The sequence below is a fragment of the Polaribacter sp. BAL334 genome (assembly GCF_015767435.1).
Lineage (GTDB): Bacteria > Bacteroidota > Bacteroidia > Flavobacteriales > Flavobacteriaceae > Polaribacter.
In genome coordinates, this window is record NZ_JADWOV010000255.1 from 81047 (window position 1) to 103325 (window position 22279).

The following is a 22279-nucleotide window of genomic DNA, read 5'->3' on the forward strand; positions in this document are numbered from 1 at the left end:
TCAAATTTGAAACAAATAAATACATGAAAATAATCGTTCCTATGGCTGGTATTGGTTCTCGTTTAAGACCCCATACATTGACTGTTCCAAAACCGCTAACTGTGATTGCTGGCAAACCAATTGTTCAACGTTTGGTAGAAGATATTGCAAGTGTCATCAATCAAAAAATTGATGAAATTGCTTTTATTATTGGTCCAACAGCAAAAGGTTTTCCTGCAGATACTGAACAAAAATTGTTGAAAATTGCATCAGAATTAGGTGCAAAAGGAAGTGTCTATGTGCAAGAAGAAGCAATGGGAACTGCGCATGCCATTTATTGCGCCAAAGAATCGTTGAGTGGCCCTTGTGTTGTAGCGTATGCAGACACACTTTTCAAAGCAGATTTTACCTTAGATACCAATGCTGATGGTGCCATTTGGGTAAGTAAAGTGGACAATCCAAGTGCGTTTGGTGTGGTGAAATTACAAGATGGTTTTATCACAGATTTTGTTGAAAAACCGAAAGATTTTGTCTCTGATTTGGCAATTATTGGGATTTATTTTTTCAAAAGTGGTGAAAAATTATTGGAGGAAATTCAATATTTGATTGACAATGATTTGCGTGAAAACAACGAATATCAACTAACAAATGTGTTGGAATCTTTAAAACAACAAGGTGCCAAATTTATTCCAGGAACTGTTTCTGCTTGGATGGATTGTGGCAAAAAAGACCCAACAGTTGATACAAATAAGCAAGTGCTAGGTTTTGAATATGCTGAAGGAAATAATTTGGTTTCAGAAGATGTAGTTTTGAACAATTCAGAAATCATTCAGCCTTGTTTTATTGGTAAAAATGTGGTGTTGAACAATTCAAAAATTGGTCCTTTTGTTTCTTTGGGAGCAAATAGTGTTGTAAACAATTCTATCATCGAAAATTCGTTACTACAAAGTAATGTAACTATTTTAAATGCGAATTTAGACAACGCGATGATTGGAAATCATGCTATTTTTAATGGAAAATTTACCTCTGTAAGTATTGGAGATTATACAGAATTGACATAAAAAAATGATTCAAAAACTAGCTTTACAAGTTTATTCTGGTAAGAAAAAATATGCAGAGATGCTGTTTTTCTTGTTTTTTGTATGGCTAATTTTAGGCAATTCAAAGGTATTTTCTCAAGACAGTATTCCAGATAAAAAGGATTTGACCGAAGAAAAATCAATACAGTTTCAGGAATTTTTCTTCAAAGCATTGTCTGAAAAATCGATAGAAAATTATCAAAAAGCGATTGAAAACTTGGAAAGTTGCAATCAAATTATAGAAAATCAAGTAGCTGTATTTTTTGAGTTTTCAAAAAACTATTTCGCTCTTAATAATACTGCCTTAGCAAAAGAATACATTCAAAGAGCCTTGCAAAAAGAGCCTGAAAATAGTTGGATGTTAAAGCATTTAGTCGCCATTTATGACCGCGAATCTAACTTTTCAGAAGCTATAAAAACACAACAAAAAATTGCAACCATCAATCCAAAAGAACGGGAAAATTTGGTGAGATTGTATTTGATGAACAATCAATTGAAAGAGGCATTGGCGTTAGTATCAATTTTAGAAAAGGAATCTGTCTTGTCATCAGAGTTTGTTTCGTTAAAAAATAGGTTGGACAATTCGAAAGTTCCAGATGTAAAAGAGATAAAATTAGACGATGTAGAAGGATTAAAAGGTCAATTTGAAAATAACAAATCGTATGAGATTTTGGAAAAGATTCTACAAAAATCCGACAATAATATGGATGATTTGTTGAAGTTTAGCAAAGAGGGAATAACTCTTTTTCCTGAACAACCTTTTGTGTATTTGCAATATGGAAAGGCATTGATTTCTAAAAAAGAGTTTCAAAAAGCGCTGAATTCATTAAAAAATGGTTTGGATTTTGTGATTGAAACATCCATGGAAAAGGAGTTTTATATTGAAATGGCAAAAGCCTTTAAAGGTTTAGGAAATTCGATTGAAGAGAAAAAATTCGAACAAAAAGCAACCAATTTGAAAATTTAAAACATGAAATTTATAATTAGGATTGTCATTTTTATATTTGTATTCACTTCTTGCAAAAGCACTAAAAGCATGATTGAAAAAACGGCAATAGCTTCCGAAACTTCCGCTAAAAAAGTGGCTAAAAAGCATGTGGATGCGCATTTTGATAAAAAAACGATTGATGCAAAATTGAAAGTGAATTTTGATAATGGCAAAACAAATCAGAGTTTGACTGTGAATTTACAAATCGAAAAAGACAAAGTTATTCATATCAAGGGGACTAAATTTATTACCGTTTTTAAAGCGAAAATTACACCTACTTCAGTGAGTTATTATTCGCCTTTTGCAAAAAATTATTTTGAAGGAGATTTTTCATTAATTGAAGAATTATTGGGTGTTGAAATCAACTTTGAACAGCTTCAAAACTTGTTTTTAGGACAAGCCTTGCAAAACCTAAAAAAGGAAAAACAACAATTGGAAATTGTCGATAATACCTATGTTTTATCGCCTGAAAAACAAGCGGCCATATTTGATATTTTCTTTACAATCAATCCGTCACATTTTAAATTAGAAAAACAAACCATCGTAAATGACGCAAAAAAAATGCGTTTGGATATGAGGTATACAGGATATAATTTTATTGATAAAACACTTTTTCCTGAAGAAATAAAAATCATTGCGAAATCAGAAAGCACTATAACAAACATCGATTTAATCTATAAATCTGTTGTTTTTGACACTACATTTACGCCTCTTTTTGAGATTCCAAAAGGGTATAAAAGAATAGAATTCTAATGAAAATAAAGTCCGTTTACTTCCTTTTTTTTATTTTTTTGTTGATAGGTTTTTCAAGTTTTGGACAAACCAGAAAACAACTTGAAGAACAACGAAAAAAATACCAAGCAGAAATTGTGCAGCTCAATAAATTGCTTTTTAATGAGAAAAAAAAGGAGCAAAATGCTATGGATGATTTGAAAGACATCAAACAAAAAATTGAAGTCAGAAACAAATTAATTGCCACAATTCAGCAAGAAGCACTATTGTTATCCATTGAAATCACTGAGAAACAACGAGAATTAAACAAGTTAAATAAAAAATTGACAGACTTAAAAGCAGATTATGGGGATATGATTTACAAATCTTATCGAAGTAAATCGCAACAAAGTAGATTGATGTTTATCTTGTCTTCACAAAATTTTTATCAAGCTTACAAACGATTGGAATATATGAAACAATATACTTCTTTTCGAAAAAAACAAGGCGAAGAAATTGTGGTACAATCATTAGAAGTTAAAAAACTTTTTGATGCATTAACCGTTCAAAAACGTGAAAAGGAAACCTTGCTGGCATCTGAAGAAGAAGAGAAAAAGCAGATGGAATTGGATAAATTGAAACAGGAAAATTTTTTAGTAATCATCAAAAAGAAAGAGAAACAATACAAAAAAGACATTCAAAAAAGAATCAATGATGAGAAATTGATTGTTGCTAAAATTGACAAATTAATCAAAGAAGAAATTGAAAAAGCGAATCGAAAAATTGTTAAAAAGGATGTGAAAGCAACCAAAGATGAGTTTTTTCTAACACCAGCAGCAAAAGCTTTGGCGAATGAATTTGCGAGTAATAAAGGAAGATTGCCTTGGCCTGTAAAAGAGGGAATTGTGGTGCGTAAATTTGGAGACCAACCTCATCCAACCTTTCCTGGAATTACCATTACCAGCTCTGGTTTGCATATAGTAACAAGCAATGGAAGTTATGCAAATACGATTTTTAATGGCGAAGTAATGAATGTGTTAGTGGGTTCAGGAGGTGTGAAAAATGTGTTGATTCGTCACGGAAATTTTATCTCTTCGTACAATAATTTAGAAAATTTATTAGTAAAAAAAGGAGATAAAGTCGTTACAGGTCAACGAATTGGGCAAATATTTACAGATAAACTCTCTAACAAATCAACCCTTATTTTTGTGGTGTTTAAAAATACTACTCGTTTGAATCCTGCTGAATGGATATTACCACGCTAAAAGTCTGTGTGTTGAAACTTGATGTTTTTTTGTAAAATAATTGAATTTGGAACGGTTATATATTCCTTTTCCTTTGTTTGAAGTGTGATAAAAAAAGCACCAATATCTTTAATTTCACCGCTAATATCATTGTCTTTTTCAAGGATTGTAATGGTGTCACCAATTTTTACAGGATAATTTACAAAGAGAATCAATCCTGCAGTAATATTGGATAATATAGACCACTGTGCAAAAAAAGCAATCCCCAAAATCGTTAAAAATGACGAAATAAATAGGAATAATTCTTCTTCATTCACTCCCCAAATAAAAGCAATGATGATGACAACAGATGCATAAATTTGAAGGGTAATTATTTTGTTTATGATTAAAACTCTATTTTTTTGAAATCCAAATTTCTTACGAACATTGGTCAGCGATTTTGTAGCCAAAATTCGCAATAAAGTACCTAAAGCAATCACAATGATGGATTCAATAGTTTTGAAATTGACGAAAAATTCTTGCAATTCTTTCATATAAACAATGCTTTTAATTCAGTTGCTTCATTGGGGTTTAATTTTCCGGCTAATATCAAACTGAGCTGTTTTCTTCGCAATGCACCATCAAAACGCTCTTTTTCTAACTCAGTTTCAGGAATAATTTGAGGAATATGAACAGGTTTTCCAGTTTCATCAACAGCCACAAAGGTATAAATTCCCTCATTGACTTTCGTTTTTTGTCCTGATTGACGGTCTTCAATCCAAACATCTACATAAATTTCCATCGAAGTTTTAAACGCTCTCGAAACTTTTGCTTCTAAAATAACCACACTTCCCACAGGAACAGATTTGTTAAAAGCTACATGATTTACAGAGGCTGTAACTACAATTCTCCTAGAATGACGTCTTGCAGCAATACTACAAGCTCTGTCCATTCTTGCCAATAATTCTCCTCCAAAAAGGTTGTCCAAATAATTGGTTTCTCCAGGCAATACTAAATCTGTAAGAATTGTCAAAGAATCGTTGGGTGTTTTTGCGTCCATTAAAAAAATTTCTGCAAAGATAGGTATCAACGAATTAAAAAACTAGTTTTTAATAAGCAACCAAGCGTCTTTTGAAGTCGAATTTTGAATCTTGTATAAATAGTTTGTAGCGTCATTTTTATCAGAAAAACTAGCAAAAACAACTTGAGTTAATCCCCATTTATTCATACCAATGATAGAGGCATCATGTCCTTCAGCTTTCAATTGCGCCACTTTTCTTTCTGCATTTTCTGGGATTTGAAAGGCGCCTGCAACCACATGAAATTGTTTTGGAAGTTCTTGGGCAACAGTCAAATCAATGGTTGGTAATGGATTTGAAATGACAAAAGTAGCTGTTTGGATTTTTTTCTCTAGCGCTTTTTGCTGTTTGGCAAATACTTCTTTCTGAACAGTTGTTTCGTTATTTGAATATAAAGAAATTCCTAGTGCTACTAAAATGGCAGCAGAGGCAGCATATTTTATAAAAATAGGAAAGCCTTTTTTATCCTTATTGGTTACTTCTGGAATGATATTTTTAACTTCTTGTTTGTATCTTTTAATGGCTGAACTTTCAAAAGAATGCAAACCAAATGATTCTGACAAAAAGTTAACATAGGTTGTCGGTTCAAAAATAATTTGACGATTTTCATTCAATCTTAATATCCCTATTGTTTCTAAAACAATAGGTTTTGTCTGAATTTCATTTTGCCATTTAATGACGGATAAAGCAATGGCATTTGATGCTTTTTCGAAAGAAATATTTTCAACAGAAGCGATATAATTCGCTAATAACCCATCATTATTATTCAAATTTCTATTGAAAGAAAGCTGTTTTGATGGTGGAAAAAATTGATGAGTTGCTTCATTGACTTTTGCGCTGATTCTTTTGGTCACAAATCCGCCAAAATCAGGAACAATCACGCAATCGTATCTATATAATAAATTTTTAATGTAAGTTTCTAAATTCATAAAACAAATATAGTTTTTTTGTTTTTTTTTTAAAGAAAATCACTAAAAATTTATCAACAAAATTCTATATCTTGTTCGTTAAAATTGAACAACTTGGAAAAAGAGAAATTACTAGCCATTCTGCGGTTGCAAAAAAGCAAAGCAATTGGCGATATTTTAGCAAAAAAACTCATTGTGGCTGTTGGTGATATTGAACAGCTTTTTAAAGAAAAAACCTCCACATTGCAAAAAATTCATGGAATTGGAAGTTTTGCCATTCAACATTTGTTTGATAAAGAAAATATCAAATTAGCCGAACAAGAACTCGCATTTATTGAGCAAAATAACTATGAAGTAGTCTATTTTTTGGATGCAAATTATCCAAAAAACCTACATCAATGTATTGACAGTCCTATTGTATTATTCAAAGATGGGAATATCAATTTAGAAAATACGAAAATACTGTCCATTGTAGGAACTAGAAATATGAGTACCTATGGAAAGGATTTTTGCGAAAAAATGATTGAAGAATTGACGGCTTACAATCCTATTATTGTAAGTGGATTTGCGTATGGAGTGGATATTTGTGCACACAAAGCAGCTATGAAAAATGGGTTGCAAACCATAGCCGTTTTGGCACACGGATTTGAACAAATTTACCCAAAAGTGCATAAAAAATACATGCGTCAAGTAATGGAAAATGGCGGATTTTATACCGAATTTGGCTTTGAAGAAAATCCGTTACGAGAAAATTTTTTAAGAAGAAATCGCATTGTCGCTGGAATTTCTCAAGCCACTATTATCATAGAAAGTGCTGAAAAAGGAGGCTCGTTAGTTACTGCAGATATTGCCAATTCTTATGACAGAGAGGTGTTTGCATTGCCAGGAAGAACATCAGATTTGTATAGCAAAGGTTGTAATAACTTGATTAAAAACCACCAAGCCGTTTTGTTGACATCTAGCAATGATATTGTAAAAATGCTCAATTGGGATGTGATTTCAAAACCACAAAAAGCCATTCAACAAGAACTTTTCATCATGTTAACAGACCAAGAGCAAACCATTTACAATCATTTGAAAGCGCAAGGAAAACAATTGTTAGATCAAATTTCGTTGGATTGTAACATTCCCATGTATCAATTATCCTCGGTTTTATTGCAAATGGAACTCAAAGGAATTACAAAACCTTTGCCAGGAAAGATGTTTGAACTTGCATAATAATCCTTATTTTTGAACCAATTCAAAAAAAACAATCATGTCTTCTGACGAAAAATTAATATCCAAAAAGAAACCAACATTTCCTGTCAGTACTTTGTTAAATAACTATTTAACAGAACACAATAGGAGTATCAAAATCCCTATTTTTTATGATGATTTGTTGCGTTTTCATGGATGTGTCATTGTGTATGATAAAAATGATGATGACACACTTTGGGTAAGAACCTATTTTTCTGAATTTGAAAGGGAAGAAATTGACTTGTGTTTAAAAAAAATCTACACTTTGCTTCATTCTGATGGAAATGAAGACACCATTCCTTTTTTAAATGTAGATGCCATTGATTACTGCACTTTTGGAAATTCAAAACCTTTTAGAATCAAAATCAGAAATATTCTCAATGACAATTACACGTATTTTTATGTAAAAAAAGCAGATGCATCTAGAGTGTATGGATTGGAATTAGAACATATTTTATCACCTCATAGCATCAATTTTCTAATCTATAAAGATACACTGATTGAAGAACACATTTCAGGAATTGCAGGAGATGTTTTTATTAGGGATTTTTTACCAAAATGTTCTGAATCGGAGAAATCGCAGATTGCCAAAGAATTTGTGAAGTTCAAAGAGCGTTGTTTGGTGCGTTTATTAGGAGATATGCGTTCTTACAATTATGTGATTGCACCTATTCACGATTTTGACCAAATCGTATATAAAATTAGAGCCATCGATTTTGACCAGCAATCATTTGAAGGAAATTTAAAAGTATATGACCTTCAATTCATGAAAGAAAATAGAAAAATGATGGAAATGATTGGTCATAAATTGAAAAACAGTTCTATCATACAATACAAAATTGAAGAGCGTTCCTTCATGGCAAAAAGGATGATCATGTATCCCCTAAGAATTGCAAGTTTGTTACATTGCATGAAGAATGATACCATTTCTTTTCCAGAAAATGTGATCAAATTGAAAAAACAAGTGGAGGATTATACGAGTGACATCAAGTTTAGAGAATGTGAAAATATGGGCGATATTCTTGAAAGTATATTGGCATTTGTAAAAAGAAATTATTTAGACATCAGTAATAAAGAACTTTTTTAAGATTCATCTTACTTTGTGCCCCTTTTTGGACTATAATAACCCCTTTCATTTTGAAAAAAGCATTTATATTTGTATGATTTTTTTATGATAAACGAGTGATATAACCTAAAAAAATGGAATAAATAGGAGATTTTCTTATCAAAAATATGGATATTGCACTCGTTTACAACTAATATCTAAATTTACAACCAACTAAATTAATTTTTTATTCTATGACAGCAAGTTTTGAAATGTTAGATTACGCCATCTTTATAGCCTATGCTATCTTGATTTTAGGCGTAGGATTATGGGTTTCTAGAGACAAAAAAGGGCATCAAAAAAATGCCGAAGATTACTTCTTAGCCAGTAAATCATTGCCTTGGTGGGCAATTGGAGCCTCGTTAATTGCAGCAAATATCTCTGCAGAACAATTCATTGGAATGTCTGGTTCTGGATTTGCATCAGGATTAGCCATTGCATCTTATGAATGGATGGCAGCCATCACCTTAATTATTGTAGGGAAATATTTCTTACCTATTTTCATTGAAAAAGGATTGTACACCATTCCTGAATTTGTGGAGAAAAGATATTCTACCAATTTAAAAACCATTTTAGCCGTTTTTTGGATTGCATTATATGTATTTGTAAACTTAACTACAGTGTTGTATTTAGGTTCATTGGCATTAGAAACCATTATGGGAGTTCCTATGATGTATGGTGTGATTGGATTGGCATTGTTTGCAGCTGCATATTCATTGTATGGTGGACTTTCTGCAGTGGCTTGGACAGATGTGATTCAGGTAGTTTTTTTAGTGATTGGAGGATTAGTAACCACCTATTTAGCCTTAAATACCGTTTCAGATGGACAAGGAATGTTTGCGGGATTAACGACTATTTATGAAGCTGTTCCTGAACGATTTGCCATGATTTTGGACGAAACAAATCCTGAGTATAAAAACTTACCAGGAATTGCAGTTTTAGTTGGAGGAATGTGGGTTGCGAACTTGTATTATTGGGGTTTTAATCAATACATCATCCAAAGAACCTTGGCAGCAAAATCATTAAAAGAAGCACAAAAAGGAATTTTATTTGCAGCTGGATTAAAATTAGTAATTCCATTAATCGTAGTAATTCCTGGAATTGCGGCTTATGTAATGGTCAATGACCCTGAAATTATGGCAAGATTAGGAGCTGCAGGATTGGAAAATTTACCAACAGCAGAACAAGCTGATAAGGCATATCCATGGTTGTTACAATTTTTACCAACAGGATTGAAAGGAGTGGCATTTGCAGCTTTAGCAGCAGCTATTGTATCTTCTTTAGCTTCGATGTTGAATTCTACTTCAACCATTTTTACAATGGATATTTACAAACAATACATCAATAAAACAGCTTCTGATAAAGCGACTGTAAATATGGGTAGAATTTCTGCTTTTGTTGCTTTGATTATTGCGTGTATCATGGCGCCATTATTAGGAAACTTAGACCAAGCATTTCAATTCATACAAGAATATACAGGCGTGGTAAGTCCAGGGATTTTAGCCGTATTTTTATTAGGATTGTTCTGGAAAAAAACCACGAACAAAGGGGCAATTATTGGAGCATTGGTATCCATTCCAATTGCCATGTATTTTAAAGTAGCACCCAAAGGATGGTCAACAAGTTCATTGTTTGTAGATGTGCCTTTTATGGATCAAATGGGATATACCTTATTATTAACAATGTTGGTCATTGGTTTGGTAAGTTACTTTCAACACAAAGGTGCAGATGATAAAAAAGGAATTGATATTACCAAAGAATTGTTTAAAACAAGTCCATTATTCAATATTGGTTCGTTTGCAATCATTCTAATATTGGTAGCATTGTACGCAGCTTTTTGGAATTAATAATTCCATTTTTACAAACTAAAAAACACGTTGTTTGATAAAAGCAACGTGTTTTTTTATGGTTTTTTTTAGACACGAATTTCACGTATTGTCACGGATACATTTTGGTGAAATATTTTTAAAAGAATTTAATTCGTGAAATTAGTGCAATTAGTGTCAGATTTTTTGAGACACGAATTTCACAGATTTTCACAAATTTGGTTTGGTGAAATATATTTAATTGATTGTAATTCGAGGAATTAGTGCAATTAGTGTCAGATTTTTTGGACATAAATTTCACGAATTGTCGCGGATACATTTTGGTGAAATATTTTTAAAAGAATTTAATTCGAGGAATTAGCGTCTAATTTTTTTAAAAATAGAAATTCCTAAAAATCACTTTTTCTTAAGTTTCTCAATCAACTTCAATAAGGCTTCTCTATTTTTTGCTTCGTGATAAAATTTGGGTAATTTTTCCAACAAAGTAAAATGCGAACGGTCTTTGTGTTCGCGCAATTTAGCACCAATATATTGTTCCAAATACAACAAATGAGCCTCATTATAAGCAAAAAAGTAATCATTTTTAAAAGAGGATGCATACCAAAGATTCGCATCAAAATAGCTATCAGCTGAGGTTTGAAAATGAGCTGCGAATCCTAAATGGGTTAAAAGTGTCGATTTTGATTCATAAAATCCACAATGACTACAAACTAGTTTGGCTTTCTTTTCTTCAAAATTGACAGTTGCTTGCGCTTTCTTTTCACATTTAGGGCAAGTCACAGCCACTTCTTCTTGGAAATCTTTGAGGCGTAAGTTTTGATCTTGAAAACGGTTTTGCATTTTTTGTTTTTTCTTTATTGAAAGATAAATAGTTTCCTTTGATGCAATATTACCTTATTTAAATCATATTAAAAAAGAAATAGTATATTGATCATCTGTTGTATGAAATTATTTTATTGGATAGTAGATTAGATTTTTTTGCGAAGAATTCACCAATTTTAAAGATTTCATCTCCATAATTTTTTTCATCTTTGATGAAAATTCAAATTTATAGGATTCATAGTTATAAAAAATCCGTGAATTCGTGGCAATTTCATTTTAAAATTCGATTACACCCAACAGGTTGCAAAAATATATTTCAATGAAACTCACTCCCCAGAAACCCCCAAATCCCAAGTTGCCTCTCATGTCAAATAGGGAATTTCTCTGTTGAATTTTATAGGTAACCAAATGTATTTTGAACTAAGTATGATATAAATATTTTAAATCATATTGAAAATACAACTCCTAATAATTTTCTTTATGTCCTTAAATTTCGGAAAATAATATGCAAAAGAGTAGCCTATTTTATCATTTCCAAATCAAAATCAAGTAAAATAAAAATAGACTAAAAGGATACTCTTTCAGCCTCTTTTTCTAACTTCTAACTTCTAACCTCTAACCTCTAACGAATATCGACCATCGATATTCGACTATCACTCAAACTTCCCCTTATCCATCTGATATTGCCAACTTTTCACCACCACATCATTCTTAAAAATCAATTCTAGGCATTCTTGTTGCAAGTTCATGGCACCAGGTTTAAAGCCTAAATTGTAATTCCATTTATCAGGAGAATTCGCTTTGATGCTGTCATCCCAACCATACCATTCGCTAGTACCCAAAAGAGCTTTTACTTCACTTTTGGTCTTGCCTTTAAATAGATCATTCCCCACAATCTCATTGCTCATTTCATAGCGCAATGCAGGTTTCGATTTCCAAGCAGCCGCATCAAAATGTTTTTCATGATGATACGAGCTGAAAATATTCAACAACGGATAAAAAATATAAAAATACACCACAGGCGTCAACACCACACTCACTAATATGTTGAGCCATTTGCGCTCGTCAATAGTTCTAACAAAAAGCCATACCAACACAAAAGTGATGAGCAACATAACAATAAAAAAAGGAGTAAGAACCATAGGCTACTAAGCTATAAATAAAGTGAAATTACTGTTTTCAATAAAACAATGGCAAAATTACAAAACAGAAACTACTTGAGCAAGGATAGAAAACGATGCGCAATTAATGGGCGAATCACTATTTTTTTCAGATTCATTCTAAGTATTTATAATAAAATATTGAAACAGAGTATCAGTTAATGTTTTTCAAAAGGTGTTGTTTAATTATACAAGCAAAATATGTAATCCTAAAAAATATAAACTATATCCAACTGTATTTATACAAAATCAACTCAAAAATAGCAACTTTTACAAAGGGTAGCTTCTAAAAAAAAGACCTCTCTTACGAAAGGTCTTTTAATTCAGGGGACTTAATTTTACTTTTATTGTTTAATCACTTTTTTAACCATGCCATCATTAGTTTTAAGAATATATATTCCAGATGGATAATTGATTTCTAAACTTGTGGTATGATGTTTTTCAATTAATTTTTTTCCGGTAATATCAAATAAACTTACGGAAACTTCTTTATCAAAATAAATCATTCCATCTTTTACGGGATTTGGATATACTGTAAATGGCGTAACATTGTTTTCAAAATTTTCTGTACTCAATACATCATTCGCTATTTGGTAAATACTTAAAGTTGCACTTACTTCATTTGCCATAATTACCAATCCTTTGGAAACAGGGCTTTCAGAAGGAGCTATATAAATAATGCCTTCTGGTGCTAAATCGCCTCCTACAGTGTTGGTAGTTCTACTGTTTTTGTAAGAAACAAAAACGGGTGATGAAGGATTCGTAATATCGTAGGTCATCATTCCACCAGTTCTTTCTAGAGTAATAAATGCATACGTAGCACCATTTATTGTTGCTACAGTAATTCCTTCTGGTTCAGGTCCTTTGTTGTCACTTCTGTTCTTTAAATTATTATTATCATTACTAACATTGAATAAAACACCAAATGTAGGATCGTTAGCTGTAATTTTTTCAAAATCATCACCACTGTCATACACCAATTGACCAGTATTTGCATTCCAAATACTGAATGAACGTGTTCCAAATACATGTATTTCATCAAAATCTCCATCATTGTCAGTATCACCTGTGGCATTTGTTACAGTCAATCTTCCTAAATTAGAGTTCTTTTTTAGCAAAGCAGCATTGGGAAAAGTAGTTGGATCTAATACGTAAGCACTGCTTCCCACACGAACTTCTTCTTCTAATGCATTATAATCTCTTGCATCTCCTTCGTTAGCTGTTACCAAATAAGTGGTTCCAGCTATTGTATAATTGGCAATAGCATCAGGCATATACATCCCTTTTACAGGCCAATTTGCCATAAAAATTTCACTAAATTGATCTGATGCGTCTAACGAATTACCAGCTACATTATGGTCTTTTAGCCCTAGAGGAGTGATAGCCGATATTTGATTTGTTGTTAAATTAATAGTAGCCACGGCATTGTTTTCTTGCAAAGTTACCCAAGCTGTTAAACCATCATCAGCTACAGTAATGAATTCTGGCTCAACATCTTTTGATACTGTTGGATTGATACCAAAAACTCTCAATCCATTGGCTTTTAAAGTGGCTATCTCACTATCAAAAGCATTGAAATTTAAAGTGGTAACATCCGTTTGTTGCACATTGTTAAAACCACCACTTACATTGATGATGGAAATGCTTCCTTCAGGATCAATCGTATAATCACCATTTGGTTGGCCTTCATTGGCTGTTAAAACTTTTGTTCCATCAGGTGTAAATGCAATCATATCTGGCAAAACACCGGCTTCCACCACTGAACCTATGTTTCCACTAGCATCCATAAACACTACTTTTCCATTGGCATAATCTGCACCTTCAACAGTGGCAGCTAAAATACCATTTTTAAAAGCAATGCTTGTTCCACCAATTCCATAAGACGATAAATCTACTGAAGTAATAGAAGTGATAGCACTAGGATTCGAAAAATTTAAAATTTCTACTTTAGAGGCAGTAGAATTCATTACAAATAAACGTTGAGTAACAGGATCGTGAGCCACAATTTCTGCAGAACCAGTAGCATCTACTAAATAGCTTGATAAAAAGCTGATGTCTAATGCATTAGAGGCTGTTTTAACCTCTTTTTCATCATCAAGAATATAGATTAGGTTTTCTGAAATTCCTTGAATGTTTGCGCCAGAAGGGTTTGAAATTGTCAAAGCAAAGTAACTGTCTCCTTGTGCAATAGCATCATTGTTTAGGGTTATTAAAACATCCTTTGAAGTTTCACCTATCTGAAACGTAACTGTTTCATTGTTATAAGAAAACTGAGACCCGTTAGTTGCTGTCCCTGTATTTAGCATCACAGAAACATCAACCGTAACAATAGATGCAGCAGCGTTTGAAAGTTTCAAATTGATAGTAGCTGTTCCATCATTTTCATTTACAATGGTAGTTTCGGAAGCAAAAGTTATGTTGGAAGCAATAATTGGAGTAAAAGTACCTGGCGATGCAAAAACATCTAAACCAATAGATTGTCCTACTAAATTTGTAGCGGGTGCCCAATTTGTACCATCATTTAAATTTCCATTAGGATTTAATAATTCCAATGAAGGACCATTTCCGTCTGGGGAAGTTGGCCAAGGGGCTGCATCATCATAAGTTACTTGACTAATAATTGCTCCTGTTGAGTTTAAGATTTGAATATTTTCACCACCATTTCCTAAAGCATTACTGATTCCTTGTGGTAAATCAATAAAAGAAACACCATAAAAAGCATCAGCACTTGTTTTATCTGTTGCCAGTAATACAATACCACCAGCTGCAATGTTTAATTCTTCAAATTCAAAAGTAAAGTTACTTTCGTCTTTTACCTTTATGCCACCCAAAGCAATGGATGAAGTAGTGTTATTATAAATTTCTATAAACTCTAATTGATTTGAATTCGCAGAGGGTGCATTATACATAATTTCAGAAATGATCAATCCTGAAGTTAAAACATTATAAAACAAATTAGGACTAACATAAGAAGATGTCAAAAAGTTGTTAGCAGTATCTTTAATGTTACTAACCGTTAATTGATATGCAGTTCCTTCAGTAAAACCAGAATGTGTTAAGGTAACTGAATTTAATGTTGCATTATAAGCAGCATTCGTAATCGTTAAACTTGGAGCAAAAACATAGTTTGTAATAGTTTCTGCGGAAACTTGATCTAAACTTTCTGAGAAAATAACTTCAACTGTGTTTTGAGTTAATACATTTACAATAGCAACTGTTGGTGCAGAAGTATCGTTAGCAGAAATAACAAATGGAGTTGCGTTAAAAGGCAAATCTGGAGTTGTACTATTATTGTGGTCATCTGCTGAAGTGTCTTCCACTTGCCAATTGGTTGGATTATTTAATTGAGATAAATAACCATTGGCATCTAAACCTGTTCTAACACCATTATAATTAGCAATATCTGTACCTTCTGTTAAAACAATAGCAGTAGTTCCAAGTGTTAACCCTGAATTTGTTAAATCTCCAAATCCTGTTGAAGAATTAGAAATAGCAGCTAACATAGTAGAAACAGTTCTTGGTGATGTTCCTAAAAAAGCAAACATGGCATCGCTAGAAGATGAAAGACCACCTGCATTATTTACAGTGATACTTCCTACAGAAGGAGTAATTGTTGCACTTAAACTATTGATAGTAATCACAGTCCCTGCAGGAATTACGGTAGCTCCAGAAGTCCAAGTAAAATCACCTTCATCAGTGCCAAAACTAGTGCCATTCCACTCAGAATCACAAAAAAGGATGGTTGAATTTGCAGGAATGTCTTTAAAAGTTACAAAGGCAATGTCATCATCACCATCCGCATTAAAGCCCACAAAAGCAATATCGCCAGCGGTAGACAACTGTGCTTGCATCAGGTAAGATAGTAAACAAAAGAATAGCGTAAATTTAATTTTCATAAGATATGTTTTTGGTTAGCTTCCAAAATTACCCCACATTTTGTGCATATCCTGTTAAGTAAAAGTCATTAAATTGTTCCATAAACATCAATGTATTGTTAATTTATAATGAACACCGAATAAAAAAGTGGTGTTGTTGCTGAAAGCATCAATCCAACAATAGTATCTGTAGGTTGCAACCGAAAATATTAAATGTCAGTTTCAGGTTTTTTGTATGAGAGGACATCCTTTATTATGTTTATGTATTCTTAATACAAAAACAATAAGTTAGGTAGTATTTATGGTATCCCAAAAAATGAAAAAAATACCATTTGAAATGATAAAATTAGACGAAAATCATAAAACGCTAAAATACAATAAGTTAGTTGATATATTTTTTTTAAAACAAATGAAGTAACTGAAAATCAATTACTTATAAAATTATAATAGATTATAAAAAAGTCAAAATTGTTAAAAACTTTGCACTAATTGTGAATAACTATGGTTTGATGCTCTTTTTAGACCCTTTATCTTTACAAATGTAAAAAAGCCCAAACGTTGCGGTTTTGGACTTTTTTAGATTTTTGTAGTCTCATAAAGAAACTAACTTTTGCTTGACACATCAAAGCTAGGCAATCTTTATGGGATGACAAAAAAAATTTTATAAAAAATTTTTTTAAAGTGATCATAGATGTTGGCATCCGCTAACCAACATCGACTTGTAAAGACAGAGCAGCCATCATCAACTTCTTCTTTTTACCCAAAAATGGGTACTAAAGTTTGTTTTGAAAAAATCGTTCAAAACAATGCACAAGGTGTAAAGAAACCATCCAAAAACGAATTTTGAAACGGGTAAGAGGCAGTCGTCGGCAACACCTCTGTAAATAAAGTTGCCACAAATAATAATTTAAATACAATAAAAAAATGATTTCAATAAATAAAGTAGAGCGTCCAAATCCTCAAGATAGAGCAGCGGACAATAAGTTTTTTGCCCAAGTAAAAACAAGTGGTAAAACAGATTTAGAACGATTGGCATACTTGGTATCCAATCAAAGTACAGTAAGAGAAGGAGACTGTTATGCAGTAATCTTATCATTAATACACAATGTTATTGATGAGCTCAAGCAAGGCAGAACAGTAAAACTCGATAAGTTGGGTACTTTCAAATTGAGTGTGCGTTCGGAAGGGGCAAACACGAAAGGCGAGTTGACCCAAACCAATATCAAAAGTTTGCATGTGCATTTTATAGCCGACAAAAGGTTGAAAAATAACTTGAACTTAGGTACTGTTTCGTTCTCGATAAGCCAATCGTAATCGTTATTTTTTGATAACGTTTTACTAAGAAAAACCTCAACAGCTTGCTGTTGGGGTTTTTTGTTTCAAAGCCCTGAAACCTCCCAAAAACAATAGTACTCCCCTAAAAACACATACGTATACGAATATAAACACATACCTATGCGTTGACAATCACATACGCATGCGTTGCTTTTTACATACGTATGTACATAAAACACATAGGTATTTTTTTTACATCCCCTTTTTTCCTCCCAAAAAAAGAGGTTCTACTAAAAATCAATCGAAAAAACGCTTCAAAAAGACGGCTTTACAATCCCTAGAAAAATAAAGTTATCAACAAAATAGCGGCTAGCTATTGGCCGTTAGTTGTTGGCTTTTGGCTAAAATAAGTTCAAGATTTTAAGTTCAAGATTCAAAAAACTCCGTAAAACTCCCTGCCTGCCGCAGGCAGGTGTGCCTACTTTGTGAAACGCTGTGACACAAAAACCACCGTGAAACCCCCTGCCTGCCGTAGGCAGGTGTGATAAACTCCGTGCAACACTGTGGAACAAAAAAACACTAAAAACAATTTTTTTTCACTATTTTAGTCCCACCAATCAAAAAAAATCCCAACTATGAAAAACCCAAAGAAATCCCTCCACTTAGACTTCGATAAAAACCCTGTAAACATTGACTATATAGACCACGCCAATGGCATGAGCTATATAGAAATTACCGAAACAACGCCCGATGAAAACGGCAAAAAGAAAAAAGCGCGTTTAAGCAAAGCCCAATTTAACACGCTCGTAAATGGCCTTTTACAGTTTCAAACTAACTTTCAGGAAGAACTAAACCAAGAGTTTCAGGCATTGACAGATGCTGAAAAACAACACATTACCCAGCAATACCAAGCAGGCGCGTCTGCCAAAGAATTGGGCGACAGCCTACACACCACAGAAGCCCTGATTAAAATGGTGTTGCAAAGCCAAGGGATTAAAAATCCTTAGAGAGGGATTGAAAAGGGGAATTGGGGAGGTTGTTGGAATTTTAATGGTTTGGTTTTTTTATTTAATTTCAAATATTTGTACAAGCTAAAATGTTTTAATTCAGTTCAAGCATATGTTAACCATTGAAGAAAAAATAGAATACTTACAAGAAATTTTATTTAAATAAGAGGGGAATTATTTTGACTATTTTAAAGACGATATCATAATTTTTATTGATGAATTTAATATTAACAATGAACGCTTAGTGTTTTTAAATAACTTAATTTCATTAAATGAGATTAATAATTGGATTGAAAATTTAGTATCGAGGATTGTCTTAAAATTTGATGAAGAAAGTGAACAAATTAATGATTTTATTTACGATTACATTGAAAATGGTTAGTACTTCATTCATAAAAAAAAATAATTTAAAAAATGAAAACCATCATAGAAACCAAGCAATTAGAATTTGACAAGAGTACTTTTCTAATAGATTTAGTGAGACATGAAAATGGGAGTTTGTATGTTGAAATGCTTCAAAATATTTTTGATTCAAAAGAGGAAAAGAATTTAATAAAAATCAATCCAACTGTACTAACAGACATTATAAAAGTGCTTCAAAACTATCATGCAAAAATTCATAATAACACTGAAGTAAATCATAAACATATCACGGATACAGAGCAGCAAAAAATACAAGAAAGGTATTTAAAAGGTGTTTCTATCAAAGATTTAGCAATGCAATTTGATCAATCAGAAGCATTGATTGAAATGGTTTTAAGAAATAATGGGATTGAGATTGTTGAAAATAAATTACCCAAAACAAACCATAAGAAACAATTTTATAGGAAAGAGAAATAAATATAACTACGGAATAAAGATTACATAAAATAAAGGGTCTTAAAAAACCAAAAGTTTGATTATTTATTTATTTTGAATACTTTGGAACTTGATAACTTAGATATTGATTTTTACTGATAGAGATATGACTAAAATCCACAATACTATTGGATGCCTCAGAGAAATTAAATCAGATTTAATTAAGAATAAGATTACTGAATTTACTTCTGTAAAAGAATTGATTCGTTTTCAGAATAATTATTTAGAACAAAGAAATCAAATTATTTTAAATCATACGTTACTTATTGAGCAAGAAAAAAATAATCTTAGCCATGAAATTCCCTCACTAGAGGAATCATTAGATTTGAAAAAGAAAAGTATTAAGCAAAAACATCAATCAGAAATTTCGGATTTAGAGGATAAAATAAAACATACAAGGGCAACTTTTATTAATTATATCTTACAATCAATTAAAAATCAATTTATCAATTATAATATATTAAAAGAAAGGATCTTATTAGAAATTAAACTTTCTAATTCTTTCAAATTTGAAGAGAAATTATTGCTTCAAAAAAAGAAAAGGCTTGTATATCTTAGTGAGAATTTTGAAGAAGCAGTTTGTACAAGTTTTAAATATGAAATAGATGAAATTGACAGAAAAAAAGTAGTTATTGATAATTTGAAAAAGTTTATTTATGGAGCTCAAGGAGAGCAAAAAGTTGTTAACGAGCTAAAAAAATTATCTGATGAACATATCCTAATAAATGATTTTTGCTATTCATTTCACCCAAATATTTACAATAAAAGTGAAGGTTTTTATGTGAAATCTATACAAATCGATCACCTTTTAATTTCACCTTCAGGTATTTTTATAATAGAAACCAAAAATTGGAGTGATAAATCTTTAAATAATTCAAGTTTGTTTTCTCCAATTCAGCAAATTAAAAGAGCAAATTTTGCGATATATAATTTGTTAAGGAAAAATAATTTAGTTCAAAAAAAACATCATTGGGGTGAAACAACTATCCCAATTAGAAATATTATTGCGCTCACAAATAGTAAACCAATAGAAGATTTTAAACATGTAAAAGTTTTGACATTGAGTGACCTAAATGGATTTATAAATTATTTTAAACCTATCTACACGAATAACGAAATAGATAAGATTGCAGATTATTTTATTAGAAAAAACGAGCGTTGATGTATAATATAATATTAAAAGTAAAAATTGCTTTAAAAATGGTTATTTTAGTAGGCAGATAAAAATGCTTTTTTACTAAAGAATTTAAAAATTAATTATGAAATTAAGAATTAATGGAATTTAACAAAGAAATAATAATTGCTGCGATTAAAGAGATTGATGAAAATCCAGACTTAAGGAATAAAAGACACTTGTCAACATACGACCTAGTTTTTAATGGTCAAAAATATCCTCCTATTCTAGTATTATCTGTTGCCAATAAATTAAATGGCAAAAATGAATTAACTCTAGAAGATTTTGGTAACAATGTTGAAACTCCATTTAAAATATTGAGAGATAATGGTTTTGAAATATTAAAAAAGGAAGAATCATATTATGAGGAATTAATTGAGTTTTTAAAGCAAGCTCTTACAGATAATTTGAAGTATTCAAAATATAAGAAATATTTTGATGGATTAGACGTAAAAGTTAGTTTTGGTCAAGGTGGCTCAGCAAAAATTCCCTGGATTTCATTTTTAAGAAAAGGGATTACAACTGCTAATGGAATTTATCCGGTTTATCTTTATTTTAAAAATGAGAACTTATTAATACTTGCATATGGTATAAGCGAAACTAATGTGCCTAAATATAAATGGCCATTAAGTAATCTTACGACAATTGATAATTACTTTAAACATAATAAATTAGAAAGTCCATTTAGATATGGTAAATCATATATTTATAAAGTCTATAATGTAAATGATTTGCCAAAAAGACATATAATTAATAATGATTTAATTGAACTTTTAAACTTTTATAAATCAGTTGAATTAGATATAAAAATGACTTCATTCAAAAACGAAACTACCGATTTTAATATTAGAAATTATCAAGACGGTCTACAAAATTCGAAACTATATTTTTCTTATGAATTAATTCTCCGTTTCATAGCTTCACTTTCAGCTAAACCTTTCGTAATTCTTTCAGGTCTTTCAGGTTCTGGAAAAACGAAATTAGCACAGAGTTTTGTACAATGGATATGTGAAAACAATTCACAGTACAAAATTGTACCTGTAGGTGCTGATTGGACAAATCGTGAACCTTTAGTTGGTTACCCAAATGGGTTGGAAGCAAAAGAATATATAACTCCTGATAGTGGAGTAATACATTTATTACTAGAGGCAATCAAAGAAGGAAACGAAAATAAGCCTTTCTTTTTAATCTTAGATGAAATGAACTTAAGCCATGTAGAGCGCTATTTTGCAGACTTTTTGAGTATCATGGAATCCAACGATACCATAAAATTATATACTGGGCAAAAAAGAAAAAGTTTAGATGGTTTAGAAATTGATTTAGAAATAGGTTGGCCTAAAAATTTATTTATTATTGGCACTGTCAATATTGATGAAACAACTTATATGTTTAGTCCAAAGGTATTAGATAGAGCTAATGTAATAGAATTCAGAATTACAGATAATGAAATCAAATCTTTTTTAACAAATCCTGGCATACCAAAACTAGAAGAATTAGAAGGTAAAGGAATTGCTATGGCAGCAAGTTTTTTAAACATTGTAGATGATAAAATAATTGAACAAAATGAATTCATAACAAATGAATTACTTTCATTTTTTAAACAATTGCAATTGGTGGGTGCAGAGTTTGGTTACCGAGCAGCAAGTGAAATATTGCAGTTGGTTTCAAAATTAAAAACAATAGACTCTTCATTTAAAGATAAAGATAATGAATGTTTAGACATTGCCATTATGCAAAAATTGTTACCAAAATTGCATGGTTCTAGAAGCAAGTTGGTGAAAATATTAATTTCGTTGTCAGGTTTATGTGTGAAAGATGTAAACAAATCTGAATTTGAAAAGAATTTTGAAGACTATTATAAAAATGGCTTTGAAGGTTTAACTATAAAATATCCTATTTCATTTGAAAAGCTAATCAGAATGTATAAAAATGTATTAGCGAATGGTTTTACTAGTTATGCTGAAGCCTAGAATA

The 22279-nt window shown here is 31.5% G+C and carries 18 protein-coding genes; 12 read left to right on the top strand and 6 right to left on the bottom strand.

The features are described from left to right. Positions 1 to 23: 23 nt before the first annotated feature. The 4 genes from IU405_RS04640 to IU405_RS04655 are packed head-to-tail and all read left to right on the top strand — an operon-like array spanning position 24 to position 4022. Positions 24 to 1040 carry a sugar phosphate nucleotidyltransferase gene (locus tag IU405_RS04640; RefSeq protein WP_197437444.1) on the top strand — a complete coding sequence of 339 codons (1017 nt, stop codon included), beginning with the start codon at positions 24 to 26 and terminating at the stop codon, positions 1038 to 1040. 4 nt (positions 1041 to 1044) lie between these two features. Continuing rightward, a complete protein-coding gene (locus IU405_RS04645; RefSeq protein WP_197437445.1) occupies positions 1045 to 2025 on the top strand; it encodes a tetratricopeptide repeat protein in 981 nt (326 codons plus the stop codon). Positions 2026 to 2028: 3 nt separating this feature from the next. Then, positions 2029 to 2799: a DUF4292 domain-containing protein gene (locus tag IU405_RS04650; protein WP_197437446.1), complete on the top strand. Its 771-nt coding sequence runs from the start codon at positions 2029 to 2031 to the stop codon at positions 2797 to 2799. Beyond that, positions 2799 to 4022 (top strand): murein hydrolase activator EnvC family protein, encoded by a 1224-nt coding sequence (locus tag IU405_RS04655; protein WP_197437447.1) that lies wholly within the window; start codon positions 2799 to 2801, stop codon positions 4020 to 4022. Before IU405_RS04650 ends, IU405_RS04655 begins: the two co-directional genes overlap by 1 nt. Here IU405_RS04655 and IU405_RS04660 read toward each other — a convergent pair. Genes IU405_RS04660 through IU405_RS04670 form a run of 3 tightly spaced genes read right to left on the bottom strand, consistent with a single transcriptional unit; the run spans position 4019 to position 5988 of the window. Further along, the gene (locus IU405_RS04660) at positions 4019 to 4534 is read right to left on the bottom strand and encodes a mechanosensitive ion channel domain-containing protein (RefSeq protein WP_197437448.1); all 516 of its coding nucleotides are present in this window, start codon (positions 4532 to 4534) and stop codon (positions 4019 to 4021) included. The genes IU405_RS04655 and IU405_RS04660 overlap by 4 nt on opposite strands. Beyond that, complete coding sequence (locus tag IU405_RS04665) at positions 4531 to 5040, bottom strand: acyl-CoA thioesterase (RefSeq protein WP_197437449.1); 510 nt, start codon at positions 5038 to 5040, stop codon at positions 4531 to 4533. The genes IU405_RS04660 and IU405_RS04665 overlap by 4 nt, the downstream gene beginning before the upstream one ends. 42 nt (positions 5041 to 5082) lie before the next feature. After that, complete coding sequence (locus IU405_RS04670; RefSeq protein ID WP_197437450.1) at positions 5083 to 5988, bottom strand: SPOR domain-containing protein; 906 nt, start codon at positions 5986 to 5988, stop codon at positions 5083 to 5085. A 93-nt stretch (positions 5989 to 6081) separates the two neighbouring features. Here IU405_RS04670 and dprA point away from each other — a divergent pair, with 93 nt between their 5' ends. The 3 genes from dprA (at position 6082) to IU405_RS04685 (ending at position 10155) form a co-directional block, all read left to right on the top strand. Continuing rightward, positions 6082 to 7185: a DNA-processing protein DprA gene (gene dprA / locus IU405_RS04675; protein WP_197437451.1), complete on the top strand. Its 1104-nt coding sequence runs from the start codon at positions 6082 to 6084 to the stop codon at positions 7183 to 7185. Positions 7186 to 7222: 37 nt separating this feature from the next. Further along, entirely contained in the window at positions 7223 to 8290 is a 1068-nt protein-coding gene (locus IU405_RS04680; protein WP_197437452.1) for a hypothetical protein, read from the top strand. A 212-nt stretch (positions 8291 to 8502) separates the two neighbouring features. Next, on the top strand, positions 8503 to 10155 hold the full coding sequence (locus tag IU405_RS04685; RefSeq protein ID WP_197437453.1) for a sodium/sugar symporter: 1653 nt from the start codon (positions 8503 to 8505) through the stop codon (positions 10153 to 10155). Between the two features lie 375 nt (positions 10156 to 10530). Here IU405_RS04685 and IU405_RS04690 read toward each other — a convergent pair whose 3' ends face one another. The 3 genes from IU405_RS04690 to IU405_RS04700 all read right to left on the bottom strand — a co-directional run bounded on the left by IU405_RS04690 (position 10531) and on the right by IU405_RS04700 (position 16012). Next, the gene (locus tag IU405_RS04690) at positions 10531 to 10974 is read right to left on the bottom strand and encodes a hypothetical protein (RefSeq protein WP_197437454.1); all 444 of its coding nucleotides are present in this window, start codon (positions 10972 to 10974) and stop codon (positions 10531 to 10533) included. A gap of 635 nt (positions 10975 to 11609) precedes the next feature. Then, a complete protein-coding gene (locus IU405_RS04695; protein ID WP_197437455.1) occupies positions 11610 to 12098 on the bottom strand; it encodes a hypothetical protein in 489 nt (162 codons plus the stop codon). A 362-nt stretch (positions 12099 to 12460) separates the two neighbouring features. Then, a complete protein-coding gene (locus IU405_RS04700; RefSeq protein WP_197437456.1) occupies positions 12461 to 16012 on the bottom strand; it encodes a choice-of-anchor I family protein in 3552 nt (1183 codons plus the stop codon). A 903-nt stretch (positions 16013 to 16915) separates the two neighbouring features. Here IU405_RS04700 and IU405_RS04705 point away from each other — a divergent pair. From IU405_RS04705 to IU405_RS04725, 5 genes are all read left to right on the top strand, one after another. Beyond that, positions 16916 to 17305, top strand: coding sequence for an HU family DNA-binding protein (locus tag IU405_RS04705; RefSeq protein WP_197437457.1), 390 nt, complete (start codon positions 16916 to 16918; stop codon positions 17303 to 17305). A gap of 596 nt (positions 17306 to 17901) precedes the next feature. Beyond that, complete coding sequence (locus IU405_RS04710) at positions 17902 to 18273, top strand: hypothetical protein (RefSeq protein ID WP_197437458.1); 372 nt, start codon at positions 17902 to 17904, stop codon at positions 18271 to 18273. 414 nt (positions 18274 to 18687) lie between these two features. After that, complete coding sequence (locus IU405_RS04715) at positions 18688 to 19113, top strand: hypothetical protein (protein ID WP_197437459.1); 426 nt, start codon at positions 18688 to 18690, stop codon at positions 19111 to 19113. Between the two features lie 124 nt (positions 19114 to 19237). Then, entirely contained in the window at positions 19238 to 20293 is a 1056-nt protein-coding gene (locus IU405_RS04720; RefSeq protein ID WP_197437460.1) for a nuclease-related domain-containing protein, read from the top strand. A gap of 113 nt (positions 20294 to 20406) precedes the next feature. After that, the gene (locus IU405_RS04725) at positions 20407 to 22275 is read left to right on the top strand and encodes an MrcB family domain-containing protein (RefSeq protein WP_197437461.1); all 1869 of its coding nucleotides are present in this window, start codon (positions 20407 to 20409) and stop codon (positions 22273 to 22275) included. Positions 22276 to 22279: the final 4 nt, after the last annotated feature.